The following is an 18,062-nucleotide window of genomic DNA, read 5'->3' on the forward strand; positions in this document are numbered from 1 at the left end:
AGTAACGCATTTTAACCAATTGTTAACAAAGCGTTATAAGTTTAACATTCCTTTATTATTGCTCTTCATCAGCACAAAACTCTTTTTGTTTCCGTTCCATTTCACATGGACCACGTTCTGCTGTTCATCGAAGAGATCGGTGAGCACATCGTTCTCCACAGTCATGGTCTTGATACTAGCTAGCTTCACTTTCGGAATTTCCAGATAGCAGATGACCACATCGTTATCGTACCGCTTTCCCAGAAAGGTATATGGGGCTGGTTCCCCATTGAAGAGGACGAGGAATTTGGCCCGAAGGTATTTTTCAATGTATTCATCCGCGACCTTGGCCTCATCCGGGGTGGCCAACTTGGCCTTGATCCCATAGCGTTCGGCCAAAAGGGCTTCCAAATCGTCTATAAAAATACGGGAGGTGATCTGAAATGCTTCCTCATCCGCGGCATAGACCATGTTGGTGACGCTCACATAGAATTTATGCGCGGTGGTGAAGGACAAAAAAAGGGCCATTGCCAAAGGCAAGACCAACACTTTTGCAATTTTCCGCTTCATCATGGTTTGTTTGACGTTATTTCTGTGGCAATGTTACAGTTTTATGGGGTTATCTGCAATTTGTTTGCCAAACAGCTTTTTCAGACCTGAGATATAAGAACAAATCCCGCTTGTCAGCTTCTTATTTTGTTACTGGGTTATTCAGTTACTGGGTTATTCAGTTACTGGGTTATTCAGTTAATAGGTTATTTGGAATTTTGGGTTTGGCACTTATCACAAGTTGACCCCTCACTCCAAGTTGTTGTTCTTCCGATAGACGCGGCTCTTTTCCACCATATAGTCCCAAATTTTTAACTTGTCATGGCTATCCACGGTTTCTTGGAATGCTTCGTCCACCTCACAGAAGTACATGAAGTCGTCCAATTTTTCCATAGGGATCTTCAAGGTCGCCACAAATAGGGAATCCACATAGTAGTCCTGTACGCGTTGGGTCCTGGCGTAGGTATTGTCCACTTTCACCCGGTTCTTCAACATCTTGGTGCGTCCGGTGATGGCATTGATGATGGGATTCAGCGACATTCCACCCCCTGCCCCGCCAACGCCGCCGCCCGCCGTCATGGTCATGGACGACGCTTCCCGAAGCAGTCGTTCACTTTGGGTCAAGGGCTTCACATCCGCATTGGGCAGTCCCAAGGCCGATGCACTCACATCTTTTTCCAAGGTCAGTTTGCCCAAATCCTGGCTCAGGTCCCCGGAAAGGTTATAGGGCCGCACCACTACTTCCTTCAGCTCGTTCACGAACTCTTCCATGGGCACTTCCACAAAACTGGTCTTGTACAATACTTCGGTGACAGGCACCATTTTTCTTTGGTAATGGACCGCCGAAAAGACCAGCGTGTCCCCCAATTGCATATTGATGGCAAAGTTCCCGTCCATATCGGTGATCACGGCCTGATCCAAACTGATGTTCTGGACCACTACCCCTACCACATCCTTATCGGCACTGGTGACCCTTCCCCGTAATGTTTTGATGGACCCGTCTTGGGCAGTGGCAAAAAAAGCCGTGAAGCACAGCAAGGGAAGAAAAAAATGTTTCATTCCTCATTCAAGGTTTCCAAATATTCCTTGCTCTGGGTGACCAAAAAGTCGATCAGTTGGAACTCGTTGTCCTTTCTGAGCAAGGTCTGGGAAGGAATCTTGTCATCACAATAGATCAAGAAGGCATCTATCTTGTCCTGCGGAAGTTTTAGGTCCAGCACAAAAAACTCATCATCGTAGACATGGCGGAGTACTTCGCTCACTTTGAGCGGCTCCCGTTCCTGCCCATCCACTTCGCGGGATTTGAAAAGTGCCTTGAAAATGTTCTTGATGTTGAGTCCGTTCTGCATACCGCGGACCGCTTGGGATTCCGCCACGTTCACCACCTCGGTGCCCCGGTCTATTTCGTAATCGAACTGTTTGAAGTCCTCGTTCTTTACCCGAAGAAAACCTTCTTGGTTCTCTGGGGTCACGATTACTTCGTCCAGCTCCGTCACTTTTTCGTTGACCTCGACCACCAATCGGTTGTTCGCCAGAATTTCCGGGCTGATCTTCACCACCATCAATTGGTAGTTCACCGCCGTGAACACCAACTCGTCACCTTCTTTCACCACAATGGCAAATTCCCCATCGTTATTGGTGATGGTAGCCTCTCCCGAAGTGGAATTGATCACGTTCTCATTGGGCACGTTGGTACTTCGGTACAATACTTTCCCCCGTAGCAATTGGCCACCATCCTGCGCCAGTGACACAGCGGAAATCAACAAGGAAAAAAAGACCAAAAGTATATGTTTCATAGTATGTGTTTTTTAGAATGATGCCCCACGGGCCAGTGCAAATCCTTGTCACCACAAGTACAGCAAAAACCCCGTACGTTCCACGATGACAGGTATGCCAATCGTTTCTTACCGAACAAGTATTAGCACAAGTTAAAGAAAACCTTTGAAGCCCATATAAAAAAATATAGAGGTTCTAAACTTTTGTTAATTCTATGTATTCGGTTGGCAAGTGGCAGAATGCAGGTTGCAGTAGGTAGCTTGGCAATCGTGGTTTCTGGTTTTTTGGTTTCACGTTTAGGGTTTATGGTTTCCCTGTTTTTGAGTTTGATACTTGGCAGTGAACTTTACTTGCTTGTATGCCTCTGACACCCCTAAAGTCCCCTCAAGGGGACAGTTGCTTCTGCCTTCTAAAATGCAGCTGAGTTGTTACTGGGATTTGGCACATGGGGTTTGAGTTTTCGCATCTTATGTCCTAACACGAAACCCACATCTCGCAATCCACGACCAACATCCCAAGGTCCCCTACCTGCGGCAGGCAGGCCTCAAGGGGACAATTGCTTCTGCCTGCCGGAACGCAGATGAGCTGTGTTAGTGGAATTTGGTACTTGGGGTTTGTCGTTTCATATTTTATGCCCCAACCTGAAACCCTAAACCTGAAATCCATATCCCGTTCACCCTTGAACTTCGCATTTCGACGGGAAATGACCAAAAAATGGATCGATAAGGTTAGTTTTGTGGATTACGTTAGGAAAACCTCAAATACTGACACCGTGAAAACGTACATGAGCTACTTGGTCATTGCCCTACTGATGACCCACACCCTGACCGCACAGGTCAAGATCGGGGACAATCCCCAAACATTGAATCCTTCTTCTATTCTGGAATTGGAAAGCACCTCAAGTGTGCTGGTGATCACAAGGGTGACCGATGTCCAAATGAATGCCATCACCCCCTTGCGCGGTGCATTGGTCTACAACACGGACCAAAACTGTTTGCACTATTACAACGGGGACGAATGGATCAACATCTGCAAATCACTGGACAATTCGTTCACCGTGAGCACGTTGGCAGAACACATGAGACCCATCAACCCCAATGCGCTGGACGACACTGTGGTGATCACGGAAACACCCAACCCGGATGGCAGCATCAACTATAACTTTGAAGTGGGCATCCTTAACGGGGCCAACATTGCCCCCTCTGCGATAAACGGGGACAAGATCCAAAACGGGACCGTGGGCAGCCAAGATTTGGCCCCTCGCTCGGTGGGACTGTCCCATTTGCAGGACGGAGGTGCCAATGGCGACCTTTTCCAATGGAATGGAAGCGCATGGACGCTGATTAACGAAGCGGATATCAGCATCACCGAATCTCAGGATCTTGCCGATGTCATTGCTGTAGATCCCAGTGCAGGAAACCAGCAAATTAAAGATTTGCAAAACCCAACCGACCTACAGGACGCAGCCACGATGGGTTATGTGGATGATTCCATTGCAACATCCGACGCTTTGGATTTGGATAAGGACGAAACAAACGAGCTTCAAGATCTAAACTTAACGAGCAACATATTGACCCTAAGCAATCCTGCAACACCGGGAAACCAAGTAAATCTTGCAGGATATTTGGATAATACTGACAACCAAAACTTGAGCATCGGCGGGGGTGGCACTCCCAACCAAACCGTTGAAGTGGCCATTTCCGGTGGGACAAGTGCAATAGTGGATGTCCGAGATGGAGATTTTGACCCCAACAATGAAAACCAAACTGTTTCCGCAGGAACAGGCATATCCGTCAACCAAACAGGGCAAGACTTTCAAGTGACAAACTCGGCACCAGATCTTACGGTGGCACTTGCAGACGGAGGAAGCGGAAACGTAACAATCGGTGGCACTTATCCAAACTTCACCATCGATGTTCCCGATAATACTGACAGCCAAAACTTGAGCATCGGCGGGGGTGGCACTCCCAACCAAACCGTTGAAGTGGCCATTTCCGGTGGGACAAGTGCAATAGTGGATGTCCGAGATGGAGATTTTGACCCCAACAATGAAAACCAAACTGTTTCCGCAGGAACTGGCATATCCGTCAACCAAACAGGGCAAGACTTTCAAGTGACAAACTCGGCGCCAGATCTTACGGTGGCACTTACAGACGGAGGAAGCGGGAACGTAACAATCGGCGGTATCTATCCAAACTTCACCATCGATGTTCCCGATAATACTGACAGCCAAAACTTGAGCATCGGCGGGGGTGGCACTCCCAACCAAACCGTTGAAGTGGCCATTTCCGGTGGGACAAGTGCAATAGTGGATGTCCGTGACGGAGATTTTGACCCGACCAATGAAATTCAAAATGTCATTGCTGGTGGCCCTGGAATAAGCGTTTCACAAGCTGGATTGGACTTTTTCGTGGAAAATACAGCGCCTGACCAAGTTGTTTCATTAACAGACGGTGGAAGTGGAAATGTTATAATTGGTGGAGGCTATCCAAACTTCACCATTGATGTTGCCGACATTACAACTGGCGACATTACCTCTTCGGACTTAAATGTCAGTGGAGGAGCTGATGCAACTCTGAACAATGTAACTTTGGAAATCAATCCAGGAGCTGTAGGAAATTTGGAACTTGCGATCAATGCTGTCACAACTGATAAAATTCAGGATGGCACCATAACCAATGATGATATTCAACTAGGTGCAGGTATTGACGGCAGCAAAATCAATCCAGCTTTTGTCAGTGATGTTTCTACAACTGGAGATTTTGTTTCTGGAGGAACAATATTAGATGTGCCAGATTTTGTGTTTCAAAAATATTACACTGGTTTTTCCAATCTCAACAATAGCTATCAATTCAGAAGTTTGAAAGAAATTGAGGCTTTTGTAAAAGAGAACAACCATCTACCCGGAATAAAATCAGCTTATGAAGTAAAGTCATCTGGTGAATATCGTTTGGCTGAATCTTCATTGGCCCATCTCGAAAAAATCGAGGAGCTGTTCCTTCACACCATTGAGCAGGAAAAGAAGATTGAAAAACTACAATCCGAAAATGAAAAAATGGCCGAGGAACTCCATGCCCTAAAATCGGATATGGAGAAAATAAAAGCCATGCTTTCTGAAAAAAATCAAGATTAACATTTGAAACCCCTCCACCTCATAGCATTCTTCTTGTTCGCCCATTTTGCGGTGGCGCAAAGCGCCCTGCACCATGCCGGCAACATGCAGGTACATAATGGCGGTCCCAACCGCGGGCTGGGCCTGCACACCAACTTTATCAACAATGCCGTCTTTGATCAGTCCGAGGGGCTGGTGGGCTTCTATGGCAATACCACGATCGAAGTATCGGGCAACACGCCCGCCCATCTGTGGGACACCGAAATCATGATCCTAGACCGGGTTTTTCTGGAGAACACGCTCCACGTAAAGAACAATGTCAACTTTGTGGATGGCAATTTCCTGAGCCCGAAGGACAACCAGGCCGTTTTCCTCAACTTTATGGACCAAGGGTTCTTTACCGGTGAAAACGACCAATCCAAGGTCACTGGCTTTGCCGCCATCAACAACCGCAGCTTTTTTTCGTTTCCCGTTGGCGATAACGCCCTGTTGAGACCCTTGACCTTTGAGTCCGAAGGGGCAACACCCTTGGCCATTTGCGCCTATTTTGACGAAAACCCAGCTACCCCCTCGTTTCTTCCACAAAGCTTGGATACCGATCGGAAAGTAAGGGACATCGGCACCATATCCGAGCGCGAATTTTGGATATTTCAAAGCGATGTGCCCGCAAAGGTCACGATAAGCTGGAATGTGGGCAGCGGACTGGCCCTTATCCCCAATGCCACGGCCGAATCGGTCATCGTGGTGGGTTGGCGAAAGTCTTCCAAACAATGGGTCGTCCTTGGCAACACGGCCTTCAGCGGCGATATCAACCAAGGGTTCGTTACGTCCGACACTTTTCTGCCCAGCGAATATACAGCCATCACCTTTGCTACCGTTCCCTTGCCCACGGATACCTTTGCGGTGAACAACCCTACCTTGGGCAACTATTTTCTGAGTCCCAACGGCGATGGTGTCAACGATTTTCTGGTGATCGACAACATGGACGAATCACCCAACAACAGCCTGCGCATTTTTAACCGTTTGGGCCAAAAGGTTTTTGAGAAGATCAATTACACCAACGAGTTCCGGGGCGATTCCAACACCGGGAGCCTTATCATGAGCCAGGACATTGGGCTGCCCGAAGGGGTCTACTATTACCTTGTTACCCTGGACGACCTGAACCTGCAATACACCGGCTTCCTCTTCCTGGACCGCTGATCGGGAAAACATCTTACAGTCTATCGAGCTGTCACCCTGAGCGCAGTCGAAGGGAAGGTCGAAGATTCGAAAATCCACCTTCATCCGCAAATGCACGATGGATAAATTTTGATCTCTTTTGGGTTCCATTGACAGATTATTGCGATTTTTACGTTGTTTGATGGGAACAGGTTCCAAAAAAGGAACACCCCAATAATGTAACAACCGAATAACGAACTACGATGAAAAGAAGGACCTTTTTAAAAACCACCTCCGTATCGGGTCTGGCCTGCGCCCTACCCCCATTTTTTCCTTTCCCCACCGATGAGGAATACACCACCGAAGAGTTGATGGGAAAAGCCAAAGTGGAACTTTTTGGAGAGGGCATCAATTTGAGGAAAGCAGCACACGATGCTTTTTTGGAAATGAAAAAGGCCGCCTATTCGGACGGGTTCGACATCAAGATCGTGTCCAGCTATCGGGATTTCTACCGGCAGGAGGGCATTTGGGAGCGCAAATACCTCAGCTACACCGAGGACGAGCGCATGTCCCCTCTGGATGCCATCGACAAGATCATTGAGTATTCCACCATTCCCGGAACCAGCAGGCACCACTGGGGTACCGACATCGACATCATAGACGGGTATCCCAAAGCATCGGGAGACGTACTGGTCCCCGGAAAATTTGAAAGTGGCGGTCCCTACGAAGGGTTAAAACTTTGGTTGGACGAAAACTCGGAAAAATTCGGTTTTTATCTCGTCTACACGAACGATCCCCGACGACGTGGTTTCAAATATGAGCCATGGCATTACAGCTATGCACCCATTTCCATCCCCATGCTCACGGCATACCGAAAACTAAATGTGTTGAAACTGATGCAAGAAGAAGAGTTTTTGGGCATTGAGCACTTTACGGCCGGATTTGTACGGACCTATGTCCAGGACCATATTTTGGACATCAACCCCAAGCTTTTGTAGTCCATTGCATTTTTGATTGAAGTTTGTCAGTTCGAGTGATTTTTGAGGGTTGAGCGAAGTCGAAATCAATGAAAATTGTATCGAGAACCAGAATCCCAAGCCAAAAAACCTTCAAAATACACAACACATTTTTATAGTCCCTTTTTTCGTATCTTCCACTAACACTAAACACCATTGACCATGAGAAGAGGAAGTTGGAGGATCCGAATCCTGATAGGCCTTGCCATTGTGGCCTTTGCTTTTATCCGCCGTTGCAGCAACCAAGAAGAAAACCCCTACACGGGTAGGGTGCAGAACATTGACATGACCACCGAGCAGGAAATTGCCATAGGGTTGCAGAGCGCCCCGGAAATGGCACAACAACACGGAGGACTGTACCCAGATGAACGTTTGCAGAACTTGGTGGACCAAGTGGGCAACCGATTGGTACAGAACAGCATTGCCAGCGAGACCCCTTACAAGTATGATTTCCATTTGCTCGCGGACGACCGCACCATAAACGCCTTTGCCCTTCCGGGTGGACAGATCTTCATCACCTACGCCCTGTTTTCCCAACTCAACGAGGCCCAATTGGCCGGCGTGCTCGGGCATGAGATTGGCCACGTCATCGGCAGGCACTCCGCGGAACGCATTGCCGAAAGTGGCTTTTGGCAAACCTTGGCCACTGGCGCATCCGTGGGTGGTGACATGGGGAGTGTGGTGAGCGGCATTGGACAGAACACCTTGCTGAAAAATGGACGGGGCGACGAACTGGAAAGCGATGACCTTGGCGTACTGTTCATGATCGAGTCCGGTTATGACCCCAATGAGATGATCCAAGTAATGGAAATTTTGAAGGCCGCCGCAGGTCCCGATAGGGTCCCGGAGTTCCAGAGTACCCATCCCGACCCGGAAAACAGGATAGAAAAGATCAGGGAGGCCATCGAAAAATATTCAGGTCGATAGAATCGGGACGTTTATCGAGAAAAGAGCCCAAGTGATTAGATTTCACTATCTTTGAAGTGACCCCAAATCGAAAACCATCCATTTGCTTGCCCATTTGTGCTATCCAAAACGAGAGAACACATTATGGGAACACTATTACACTTTAAGCACCTCTATTTTGAGGCATTCGACGATTGTAAACCAAGCTTTGTGGTACTTTTTTTGAAAGGGTACTCCATCTTTTGTGCGGTTATGCTGTTCATGGCGGTATATGCATTTTTGTACAGGGCTTTTACTGGCTTTGAATTCTAGGCCACGATGAGATACTCTTTTGCTAGGACACTATAAATTAGGTAAAATGAGGCAAAAAAAGGGCCCATCCTTAAGGATGGGCCCTTTTTGTTTGGACGAATAAACTCCTTTTTCTTTTTACATAGCGGTTTCCAAGAGAGCCAGTACATCGGTGGCATTGGACAACTCGGCATGTTTTTTTACCGAATAGCCCTTGTCACAGCGCTGTTTCAAATCGGCTCCATTGTCGATCAGCACTTGCAACACTTCAGCTTTGTTGTAACGTGCCGCAAAATGTACGGGGGCCATACCCAAAGATTTTTGGTTCACATCCTCTCCCAGTTCGATAAGTTTTTTTACGGTTTCCACATCACCCTGCATCACAGCCTTACAAAAACTGCTGAGTTCGGGAACCGATGTGATAAGGTTCGGATTTTCGTTGGAGGGAAGTTCATTGGCGGATACGCCGGTCACTGCTAGCATGCATAATGCAGCTACTGCAAAAATTGTTTTTTTCATGATGATTGTTTTTTGATTAATGAATTAAAACTTCTATAAAAGTAGACTGTGCAAAAGGCAAGATGTTACACGATTAACACTTAAATAACTAAATTTTAACAACCTTTCAATATTAACATAAAATAATTAACAATTTCGCAATCAGAAAAACAGGGAATCCCTAGGGCATCCAAGCAGATCATTTTATTTTTGAGCTCACAATTCTGATTACATGAACAAGAAGGTCATTTTAATGATATTGGATGGTTGGGGAAAATCCCCAGACCCCAAAGTTTCCGCCATAGCACAGGCGAACACCCCTTTTGTGGATTCACTATATACCCAATACCCCAATGCGGACCTGCTCACTGACGGGATGAACGTAGGCCTGCCCGAGGGACAAATGGGCAACAGCGAAGTGGGGCACATGAACCTTGGGGCCGGTAGGATCGTTTACCAGGACCTGGCCAAGATCAACAAGGCAGTGAAGGAAGATACCCTGAAAAACGAAAAAGTGATCCAAGAGGCCTTTGCCTTTGCGAAGGGCAGCAACAAGGCCGTACACTTTCTTGGTTTAGTGAGCGATGGTGGCGTGCACAGTCACATAGACCACCTAAAAGCACTGATCAAGGCCGCCGATGAAAGTGGTGTCAAAAACGCATACGTACATGCCTTTACGGATGGTCGGGACGTGGACCCCAAGAGTGGAAAAGACTTTTTGGTGGACCTTACGAATTTCTGTTCCGACAAAAGCACCAAATTGGCCACCGTGATCGGCAGGTACTACGCCATGGACCGGGACAAACGATGGGAACGGGTAAAATTGGCCTACGATGTGTTGGTGAACGCCGAGGGCGAAAAAATACAGGACATCGGCAAGGCCATGCAGGAAAGCTATGACGAAGGGGTCACCGACGAGTTCATCAAACCTTTGGTCTTGACGGACAGTAACGCAGAACCCTTGGCCAAAATACAAGCCGGGGATGTGATCATCTTCTTCAACTTCAGGACCGATCGTGGAAGGGAACTTACCCAAGCGTTGAGCCAACAGGACTTCCATGAGCAGAACATGCACAAAATGGACCTGTATTATGTCACCATGACCAACTATGACGAATCCTTCAAGGGCGTCAAGGTGATCTATGACAAGGACAACATCAAGGAAACCTTGGGAGAAGTGCTTGCCAAAAATGGAAAGAAGCAGATCCGGATCGCCGAAACGGAGAAATATCCGCACGTGACCTTTTTCTTCAATGGCGGGCGCGAGGAACCTTTTGAAGGGGAACAACGCATCCTGTGTCCATCACCAAAGGTGGCCACCTACGATCTGCAACCCGAAATGAGTGCCTACGAGATACGCGATGCCATCATCCCCGAACTTCAAAAAGGAGAGGTGGATTTTGTCTGTCTTAATTTTGCCAACCCTGACATGGTGGGCCACACCGGGGTAATGTCAGCAGCCATCAAAGCCTGTGAAACGGTGGACGAATGTGCCAAGGAAGTGATTACCACTGGGTTGGACAATGGGTACACATCCATTGTGATTGCCGATCATGGCAACTGTGACACCATGGTGAATCCGGATGGTAGCCCCAATACGGCGCATACCACCAACCCTGTGCCCTTGATCTTGGTGGATAAGGAACTGAAGCAGATCAAAAGCGGTGTTTTAGGGGACATTGCCCCCACTATCCTAAAACTGATGGGAGTGGCACAGCCCGAAGCGATGACGCAAAAACCACTCGTTTAGACAAAGATGGCCAAAATCCATAGAATCAATTTATCTTTGCAGCTATGATTCAAGTCAAGACAGCAGAGCAAATTGAATTGATGCGTGAAAGTGCCCTAGTGGTCTCCAGGACCCTGGGCATGTTGGCCAAGGAGATCAAACCGGGCGCCAATCCCTTGCATCTGGATAAAATGGCCGAGGAGTATATCCGAGAACAGGGTGCTGTTCCCGGATTTTTGGGCATGTACGATTTCCCCAATACCCTAAACTGGAGCCCCAATGCCCAAGTGGTGCATGGCATCCCGAACAATGACACCCTCAAGGAAGGGGACATTGTCTCCGTGGATTGCGGTGCCCTCAAAAATGGCTATTATGGGGACCATGCCTACACCTTTGAAGTGGGCGAAGTGGCCGAGGAAACCAGAAAACTACTCCGGGTGACCAAGGAATCCCTATACATCGGTATTCGGGAATTCAAGGAAGGAAACCGAGTGGGCGATGTGGGTTATGCCATTCAAAAATACTGTGAGGACCATGGCTATGGCGTGGTACGCGAACTCGTGGGCCACGGCTTGGGAAAAGAACTCCATGAAGACCCCCAAATGCCCAACTATGGCAAAAGGGGGCGTGGAAAAAAATTCGTCAATGGTACAGTGGTCGCCATAGAACCCATGATCAATATGGGAACAAGGCGCATCAAGCAGTTGAAGGACGGATGGACCATTCTGACCGCGGACGGTAAGCCCAGTGCACACTTTGAACATGATGTGGCCTTGGTGGACGGAAAACCAGAACTACTCTCTACATATCAATACATCTACGAAGCCTTGGGCATCACCAGTGATGAGGAGGAGGAATTCCGAAGCAAAAAATTGGTGCTTTAGCCCCAAACAGTCTTTTTGCTGACACGAATACCACGAATTTTCACTAATTTCTCAAATTTATATGTCCCAAATCCTGTATAAAAATGAGTCCTATTTTGTTGTTGGTCTGTGCATGGATGTCCACAATGAATTGGGCAAGGGTTTTAGTGAGGCAGTGTATAGCGATGCATTGGAAATTGAACTGAAATCCAATGGTGTTCCGTTCAGGAAAGAAGCCAAATTTGACATTATCTATAAAGGAGGCTGCTAAAACACCATTATTTTGCTGATTTTATTATTGATGATAAAATGATTTTGGAACTCAAAGCAGTTGAAAAAATTGGTAATGGCCATGTGAAGCAGACCATGAATTACTTGGCTGCATCCAAAATGAAACTGGGCTTGATTGTGAATTTTGGAGAGGATCAACTTACGTATAAGAGAGTTTTACTTTAAGCCATTCGTGTAAATTTGTGTAATTCGTGTCAAAACTATTTAAATACCTTCTCAATCTTATTCCAAGACCCCTTCTGATCAGATTGAGTTATTGGGTACGTCCCTTGATCGCTCTTTCCCTAAAGGGAAAAAAATTTACCGACCCTATCGATGGCAGAAGTTTCAGGAGTTTTCTTCCCTATGGCTATGAGAATCCGCGGGAAAATGTGCTCTCCCCTTCTACCCTCTCCTTGGAAAGGCACCGCCTGCTCTGGCTCTATCTCAAGAACGAAACGGATTTCTTCACCAAAACCCTCCAAGTTTTGCACTTTGCACCCGAACAGGCCTTTTACAAAAGGTTCAGAAGGATGCAAAACATTTCATATACCACAACCGACCTCAATTCGCCCTTGGCGGATGTGAAAGCGGATATCTGTGACCTACCGTTCGCAGACCATAGTTATGATGTGATCTTTTGCAACCATGTACTGGAACACATCCCCAACGATACCAAAGCAATGCAGGAACTCTACCGGGTGATGAAACCAGGGGGGTGGGGCATTTTCCAGATTCCGCAGGACCTCAAACGCGGAAAGACTTTTGAGGACGACACCATCACCGATAAAAAGGAACGGGCAAAAATATTTGGGCAGTACGACCATGTGCGTATTTACGGAAGGGACTATTTTGACAAACTCCGCAGCGTTGGGTTCACCGTAGAGGAGGTGGATTACACTTCTGTTCTTCCAAAGGAAGATGTGGAAAAATACCGATTGGCCAAAGGGGAAATCATTCCTTTGGTGCGGAAATGATCACTTTCCCACCAATGCCTTGAACCCGGGGGTCATATATTCGGCAGTGTTTCCCTCTTCATCCAGATAAATGATATAAGCCTCCAATTCCCCATGTTCCCCAAGTAGTTTTTTGGACTCTTCGAGATCCATGGCCATAAAGGTGGTGGCAAAGGCATCGGCTAAAGCACAGGTGTTCGCAACGACACTCGTGGCCAGCACATTGGAACTTTTGGTATATCCTGTCTTTGGGTTGATGGTGTGCACATACTTTTTCCCTGTTTCAGGGTCCACCCTGAACTTTCGGTAGTTCCCCGATGAGGCCATGGCCCTATCCTTAAGGGAAACAATCTGCTTGAGTTGGCGGCCTTCCTCCACTTGAGGGTCATCGATGCCCACGGTCCATTGTTTTTCAGAAACTAGATTGGTACCCTTTGCAAGCACTTCTCCACCCACTTCCACCAAATAGTTCTTTATGCCCTTGGCATCCAACATCGCGCCCAATCGGTCTATGGCGTAGCCTTTGGCCACGGCATTAAAGTCAAAACGGATGGCTGGGTGCGCCTTGAATATGGTATTGTCCTTATTAAGGGCCACTTTGTCCCATCCCACATAGGCCAAAAGGCTATCTACACGCAGACTGTCAAGCTCCAACTGTTCGCCGGGACCAAATCCCCATGCATTGGCCAAAACGCCCACAGTGGGGTCAAAATAGCCGTTTGAGACCTTGTGTACCCTGTTCGAGATATCAAAGACCTCCCTGAACATATCGTCCACAACAATGGTGGAGTCGCCTGCATTGATCTTGGAGATGTCCGATGTGGGGATGTAGGTGGACATGGATTGGTTCACCACTTGAAATACAGAATCGATCTCTTGCTGATAATCCAGTTCCCTATCCGCAATGTAAATGATGGAATAGGTGGTACCGAGTGCATTGCCCCAATTCTGGTTTTTGGTCCATTGTCCCTTGGTGCAGCACAAAAACAGAAGGGACACCCCTAAAATGAACGTTTTTTTCATGATCTATATCTCAATCAATCCTTGATAATCCACAATATATTCTTCATCCAAATATAACGGAAGGCCCCTGTCCGAAGCATTGGAAAGTCCCACCCCGGCATAGAAGGTCCTTGCCTCGAATTTGAGGGCATGGTCCTTTACGGTCTGCATCAATTCAGCATCATATTCCTTGGGATCCAAAGGGAACTCCACATTGCGCACCACAATAAAATGCAGCAATTTTTCCTTGAGGCACACATACTGGGGGTTTTTCTTCAGTTTACTGTTGATGGCCATAAACTCGAAACCATTGGCCTCCAGTTCGCGGCCCACAATGTTCATGGCCAGGTTGTGCAATTCCTGTTCTGTCAATTCTCTTCCCATAAGCAACAAAAAACCGATGCTTTGGGCATCGGTCGGTTTTATATATTCTTCTCGTTGACCGCCCCGAAACCAAGTTCGGGGAGGTCAAGTTTTCAACTTTTGGTCTATCCTCCAAAGTCATCGAACCTGATATTCTCATCTGGAATACCAAAATCCTGGCCCATTTTCTCTACTGCCTTGTTCATCAAGGGTGGTCCACAGAAATAAAGCTCAATATCCTCAGGAGCATCGTGGTGGTTCAAATAATTCTCGATAACACAATTGTGGATGAACCCAACGAAACCGTCCCCTGATTCATCATTGATATCTTTCTTCACTTTCCAATTGTCTTCTGGAAGTGGTTCAGAAAGTGCCAAATAAAACTTGAAGTTAGGGAATTCCTTTTCCAATTGCTTGAAGTGATCCAAATAGAACAACTCCCTCTTGGAACGTCCACCGTACCAATAGGTCACCTTTCTGTTGGTCCGTAGGGTCTTGAACAAGTGGTACAAATGCGAACGCATCGGGGCCATACCTGCACCCCCACCTACATAAAGCATTTCAGCTTCGGATTCGTTGATGAAGAATTCACCGAACGGACCTGAAATCACTACAGGGTCACCTGGCTTCAGGCCAAAGATATAAGAGGAAGCAATCCCAGGATTGACATCCATCCATCCATTTTTGGAACGGTCCCATGGTGGCGTCGCGATACGCACGTTCAACATGATCTCCCTTCCTTCGGCAGGGTAAGAGGCCATGGAATAGGCACGCTCCACCGTTTCAGGGTTTTTCATGACCAAGGGCCATAGGTTGAACTTGTCCCATTCGTTCTTGAACTTGTCCGGCGTTTCGTGTTCCTCTGGGTGGGCGGTAATATCGATGTCTGAATATTTCACTTCACATGGAGGTATCTCAATTTGGATATAGCCCCCTGCTTTGTAGTTCATTTCTTCAGGAATCTCTACCACAAACTCCTTGATGAAAGAGGCCACGTTGTAGTTCCTGACCACTGTGGCATTCCATTTCTTGATCCCGAACACCTCTTCAGGAATGGTAATTTCCATATCCTGTTTCACCTTCACCTGACAGGCCAATCTGGCCCCATGCTGCAATTCTCTTTTGGAGAAATGGGGAGTTTCGGTAGGCAATGCCTCACCTCCGCCCGATAGCACATGGCATTCACATTGGATACAGGTTCCACCACCTCCACAAGCGGAAGGCAGGAATATTTTTTGGTTACCCAAAGTGGACAGAAGCGAACTTCCAGAACCTACTTCCACTTTTTTCTCACCGTTGATCGTAATGGTAACAGGACCTGAAGGAGACAATTTTTCCTTTGTAAAAAGCAACAATGCCACCAACAACAACAACAAAACCAAAAAGGCTACTACGGTAATCAGAATGGTACCTCCGGTACTTGCGGCTAAAATCATCTTTACTTGTTTATAACTTCGTTATAGGAGACTGTTTTTTCCTTGTCCTCCAGTTCCTTTTTAATCTCTTTTTCCTCTTTGGCCACGGTAGTGGTAGCGGTCGGCTCCTCAGGTGGCTCATTGTCACCGGTGAGCATCCCACCAAAACTCTGGAAACCGATACCCATCAAACCTGTGATGATAAAAGTGATCCCTAGACCGCGCAATGGTGCCGGCACATTGGAATACCTGATCTTTTCACGGATAGCGGCAATCGCCAAAATGGCCAAGAACCATCCTATCCCTGAACTTACGCCATAATTCAGCGCCAATCCCAAGTTAGGGATCTCACGGGCCTGCATGAACAGGGAACCTCCCAAAATGGCACAGTTCACAGCGATCAGAGGCAAGAAAATACCCAATGAGTTGTATAGGGAAGGTGAAAATTTTTCGACCACGATCTCCACCAATTGCACCATAGTGGCAATGGTAGCGATGAACAGGATGAACGAAAGGAAGCTGAGATTGTAATCTGCATACTCAGGACCCAACCAAACCAAGGCCCCATCCTTCAGTAAATATTGGTCCAACAACCAGTTGAGCGGCACGGTAACACCCAAAACGAATATTACGGCTGCACCCAAACCTACGGCAGTGGACACTTTTTTGGATACGGCCAAATAGGAACACATTCCCAAAAAGACCGCGAACACCATATTGTCTATGAAGATCGACTTAAAAAAAAGTTCTAAATGCTCTATCATGCTTCCTCAGTTTATGCTTCTTCTATTAATGACCTGTTTCTGGAACGTTGTACCCAGATGATGATTCCCACCACAATCAATGCCGCCGGAGGGATGATCATGAAACCATTGTTCTCGTAACCGATGGAGTAAAGGCCCGTTTTGGTCACAGGGTCTCCGAGTACCTTGAACCCGAATAGGGTCCCGGAACCCAAAAGTTCCCTGAAAAAACCGACAATGACCAATATAATCCCGTATCCTGCCGCGTTTCCTATACCATCCAAGAAGGATTTCCAAGGTCCGTTACCCAAGGCAAAGGCCTCGAAACGCCCCATAATGATACAGTTGGTGATGATCAATCCCACAAAGACCGATAGGGTCTTGCTGAGTTCGTAGGCAAAGGCTTTGAGCACTTGGTCCACAATGATCACCAAGGTGGCCACGACCACCAATTGCACAATGATCCTGATCTTTGACGGGATAACGTTCCGCAAAAGCGAAATCGCCACATTTCCCATGGCAAGGACAAACATTACGGATACTGCCATTACCACGGACGCCTTTAGCTCGGCGGTAATTGCCAAAGCGGAGCAGATACCCAATACCTGAATGGTAATGGGGTTATTGTCCGCCAAGGGATCCAATATCAGGTTCGTATCTTTTTTTGATAGTAGCGCCATATTACTTGGTTCTAATAGTTTCTAAATAAGGTTTGTAAAGCTTCAGGCTTTCTTTGATCATGGCGGTGACCCCATTTCCTGTAATGGTGGCCCCGGCCAAAGCATCCACTTGGTTGTCCTCTTTGTCGTTGTTCAAAGGGTCGTTGTTTCCTTTTGCAACGGTCACACCTACATAGCTGTTTCCATCCAAAATGGTTTCCCCTTCAAAATCGTCCATAAAGAAGCGCTGCTTGATATTGGCACCCAACCCTGGCGTCTCACCCTTGTGGTCAAAGTACACTCCTTGCACCTTCATGCTCGAGTCCAAGGATATATAACCCCAGATGGCATCCCAAAGTCCTTTACCGTACATGGGGATGATGTAGTATTCCTTACCATCTTTTTCCCCAACAAGCAAGGGCAATTCGGCACTTTGGCCGCTTTTTACCTTGGCAAGTTCTTTACGAACATCGATCAAGTAGGCATTCTCCTTTTCCTTTGCTTCGGAACCTACTACGACCAATTGTTTTTTGATATACTTGGCAAACTCCGCCTCCACTTCGGTGGTGGGGATAAAATCCACGCTGCCTTCTCCTTCATTGTTATTGACACCCATGGCATACAGGATGTTCTGCTGCTTTTCAAAACGCACATTCTTGTCGATGTTCGGTTTAAGACCCGATGCGAAAAAAGCCAGGACAGAACCCACAATGATTACCATGATCACCGCGAAAATCACGGTATAGCTATTTTTTTCTGTGTTGATGGCCATAATAC

General features: G+C 47.1%; 20 protein-coding genes. 10 read left to right on the top strand and 10 right to left on the bottom strand.

The window, feature by feature from the left end; translation table 11 throughout:
• Nucleotides 1-33: 33 nt before the first annotated feature.
• The 3 genes from DB398_RS09875 to DB398_RS09885 form a co-directional block, all read right to left on the bottom strand.
• Entirely contained in the window at nucleotides 34-552 is a 519-nt protein-coding gene (locus tag DB398_RS09875) for a DUF6702 family protein (RefSeq protein WP_108424228.1), read from the bottom strand.
• A 225-nt stretch (nucleotides 553-777) separates the two neighbouring features.
• Nucleotides 778-1,587 carry a carboxypeptidase-like regulatory domain-containing protein gene (locus DB398_RS09880; RefSeq protein ID WP_108424229.1) on the bottom strand — a complete coding sequence of 270 codons (810 nt, stop codon included), beginning with the start codon at nucleotides 1,585-1,587 and terminating at the stop codon, nucleotides 778-780.
• Nucleotides 1,584-2,324, bottom strand: coding sequence for a peptidase associated/transthyretin-like domain-containing protein (locus DB398_RS09885; RefSeq protein WP_108424230.1), 741 nt, complete (start codon nucleotides 2,322-2,324; stop codon nucleotides 1,584-1,586). Before DB398_RS09885 ends, DB398_RS09880 begins: the two co-directional genes overlap by 4 nt.
• A 752-nt stretch (nucleotides 2,325-3,076) precedes the next feature.
• Between DB398_RS09885 and DB398_RS09890 the strand changes: the two genes are divergently transcribed.
• The 5 genes from DB398_RS09890 (at nucleotide 3,077) to DB398_RS18665 (ending at nucleotide 8,808) form a co-directional block, all read left to right on the top strand.
• On the top strand, nucleotides 3,077-5,437 hold the full coding sequence (locus DB398_RS09890; RefSeq protein WP_159076386.1) for a bZIP transcription factor: 2,361 nt from the start codon (nucleotides 3,077-3,079) through the stop codon (nucleotides 5,435-5,437).
• A gap of 3 nt (nucleotides 5,438-5,440) precedes the next feature.
• Nucleotides 5,441-6,616 (top strand): gliding motility-associated C-terminal domain-containing protein, encoded by a 1,176-nt coding sequence (locus DB398_RS09895; protein WP_108424232.1) that lies wholly within the window; start codon nucleotides 5,441-5,443, stop codon nucleotides 6,614-6,616.
• A 221-nt stretch (nucleotides 6,617-6,837) separates the two neighbouring features.
• Entirely contained in the window at nucleotides 6,838-7,572 is a 735-nt protein-coding gene (locus DB398_RS09900; protein WP_108424233.1) for a M15 family metallopeptidase, read from the top strand.
• A gap of 180 nt (nucleotides 7,573-7,752) precedes the next feature.
• Nucleotides 7,753-8,517: a M48 family metalloprotease gene (locus tag DB398_RS09905; protein ID WP_108424234.1), complete on the top strand. Its 765-nt coding sequence runs from the start codon at nucleotides 7,753-7,755 to the stop codon at nucleotides 8,515-8,517.
• Nucleotides 8,518-8,640: 123 nt separating this feature from the next.
• Entirely contained in the window at nucleotides 8,641-8,808 is a 168-nt protein-coding gene (locus DB398_RS18665; RefSeq protein ID WP_313777786.1) for a DUF6747 family protein, read from the top strand.
• Nucleotides 8,809-8,925: 117 nt separating this feature from the next.
• On the opposite strand, the gene DB398_RS09910 is transcribed toward DB398_RS18665, so the two are convergent.
• Nucleotides 8,926-9,306 carry an ankyrin repeat domain-containing protein gene (locus tag DB398_RS09910; protein ID WP_108424235.1) on the bottom strand — a complete coding sequence of 127 codons (381 nt, stop codon included), beginning with the start codon at nucleotides 9,304-9,306 and terminating at the stop codon, nucleotides 8,926-8,928.
• Nucleotides 9,307-9,517: 211 nt separating this feature from the next.
• On the opposite strand from DB398_RS09910, the gene gpmI reads away from it, so the two are divergent.
• From gpmI to DB398_RS09930, 5 genes are all read left to right on the top strand, one after another.
• Complete coding sequence (gpmI, locus tag DB398_RS09915; protein WP_108424236.1) at nucleotides 9,518-11,035, top strand: 2,3-bisphosphoglycerate-independent phosphoglycerate mutase; 1,518 nt, start codon at nucleotides 9,518-9,520, stop codon at nucleotides 11,033-11,035.
• Nucleotides 11,036-11,079: 44 nt separating this feature from the next.
• Complete coding sequence (gene map / locus DB398_RS09920; RefSeq protein WP_108424237.1) at nucleotides 11,080-11,898, top strand: type I methionyl aminopeptidase; 819 nt, start codon at nucleotides 11,080-11,082, stop codon at nucleotides 11,896-11,898.
• Nucleotides 11,899-11,959: 61 nt separating this feature from the next.
• The gene (locus tag DB398_RS18620; RefSeq protein WP_262497740.1) at nucleotides 11,960-12,148 is read left to right on the top strand and encodes a GxxExxY protein; all 189 of its coding nucleotides are present in this window, start codon (nucleotides 11,960-11,962) and stop codon (nucleotides 12,146-12,148) included.
• Between the two features lie 38 nt (nucleotides 12,149-12,186).
• On the top strand, nucleotides 12,187-12,333 hold the full coding sequence (locus tag DB398_RS18625) for a GxxExxY protein (RefSeq protein ID WP_262497741.1): 147 nt from the start codon (nucleotides 12,187-12,189) through the stop codon (nucleotides 12,331-12,333).
• Between the two features lie 26 nt (nucleotides 12,334-12,359).
• Nucleotides 12,360-13,124, top strand: coding sequence for a class I SAM-dependent methyltransferase (locus DB398_RS09930; RefSeq protein WP_108424238.1), 765 nt, complete (start codon nucleotides 12,360-12,362; stop codon nucleotides 13,122-13,124).
• Here DB398_RS09930 and DB398_RS09935 read toward each other — a convergent pair whose 3' ends face one another.
• The 6 genes from DB398_RS09935 to DB398_RS09960 form a co-directional block, all read right to left on the bottom strand.
• On the bottom strand, nucleotides 13,125-14,126 hold the full coding sequence (locus DB398_RS09935) for an FAD:protein FMN transferase (RefSeq protein ID WP_108424239.1): 1,002 nt from the start codon (nucleotides 14,124-14,126) through the stop codon (nucleotides 13,125-13,127).
• Nucleotides 14,127-14,129: 3 nt separating this feature from the next.
• Nucleotides 14,130-14,489 (bottom strand): Na(+)-translocating NADH-quinone reductase subunit F, encoded by a 360-nt coding sequence (locus DB398_RS09940; RefSeq protein ID WP_108424240.1) that lies wholly within the window; start codon nucleotides 14,487-14,489, stop codon nucleotides 14,130-14,132.
• Nucleotides 14,490-14,593: 104 nt separating this feature from the next.
• Nucleotides 14,594-15,904 (bottom strand): NADH:ubiquinone reductase (Na(+)-transporting) subunit F, encoded by a 1,311-nt coding sequence (gene nqrF / locus DB398_RS09945; protein WP_108424241.1) that lies wholly within the window; start codon nucleotides 15,902-15,904, stop codon nucleotides 14,594-14,596.
• 2 nt (nucleotides 15,905-15,906) lie between these two features.
• A complete protein-coding gene (gene nqrE, locus DB398_RS09950; protein ID WP_108424242.1) occupies nucleotides 15,907-16,647 on the bottom strand; it encodes an NADH:ubiquinone reductase (Na(+)-transporting) subunit E in 741 nt (246 codons plus the stop codon).
• Nucleotides 16,648-16,658: 11 nt separating this feature from the next.
• Nucleotides 16,659-17,306, bottom strand: a complete 648-nt coding sequence (locus DB398_RS09955) for an NADH:ubiquinone reductase (Na(+)-transporting) subunit D (RefSeq protein ID WP_108424243.1) — start codon at nucleotides 17,304-17,306, stop codon at nucleotides 16,659-16,661.
• A 1-nt stretch (nucleotide 17,307) separates the two neighbouring features.
• Nucleotides 17,308-18,057, bottom strand: coding sequence for a Na(+)-translocating NADH-quinone reductase subunit C (locus DB398_RS09960; protein WP_108424244.1), 750 nt, complete (start codon nucleotides 18,055-18,057; stop codon nucleotides 17,308-17,310).
• Nucleotides 18,058-18,062 lie beyond the last annotated feature (5 nt).

Origin of the sequence: Flagellimonas amoyensis (genome assembly GCF_003058265.1) — a bacterium.
GTDB classification, from domain to species: Bacteria; Bacteroidota; Bacteroidia; order Flavobacteriales; family Flavobacteriaceae; genus Flagellimonas; species Flagellimonas amoyensis.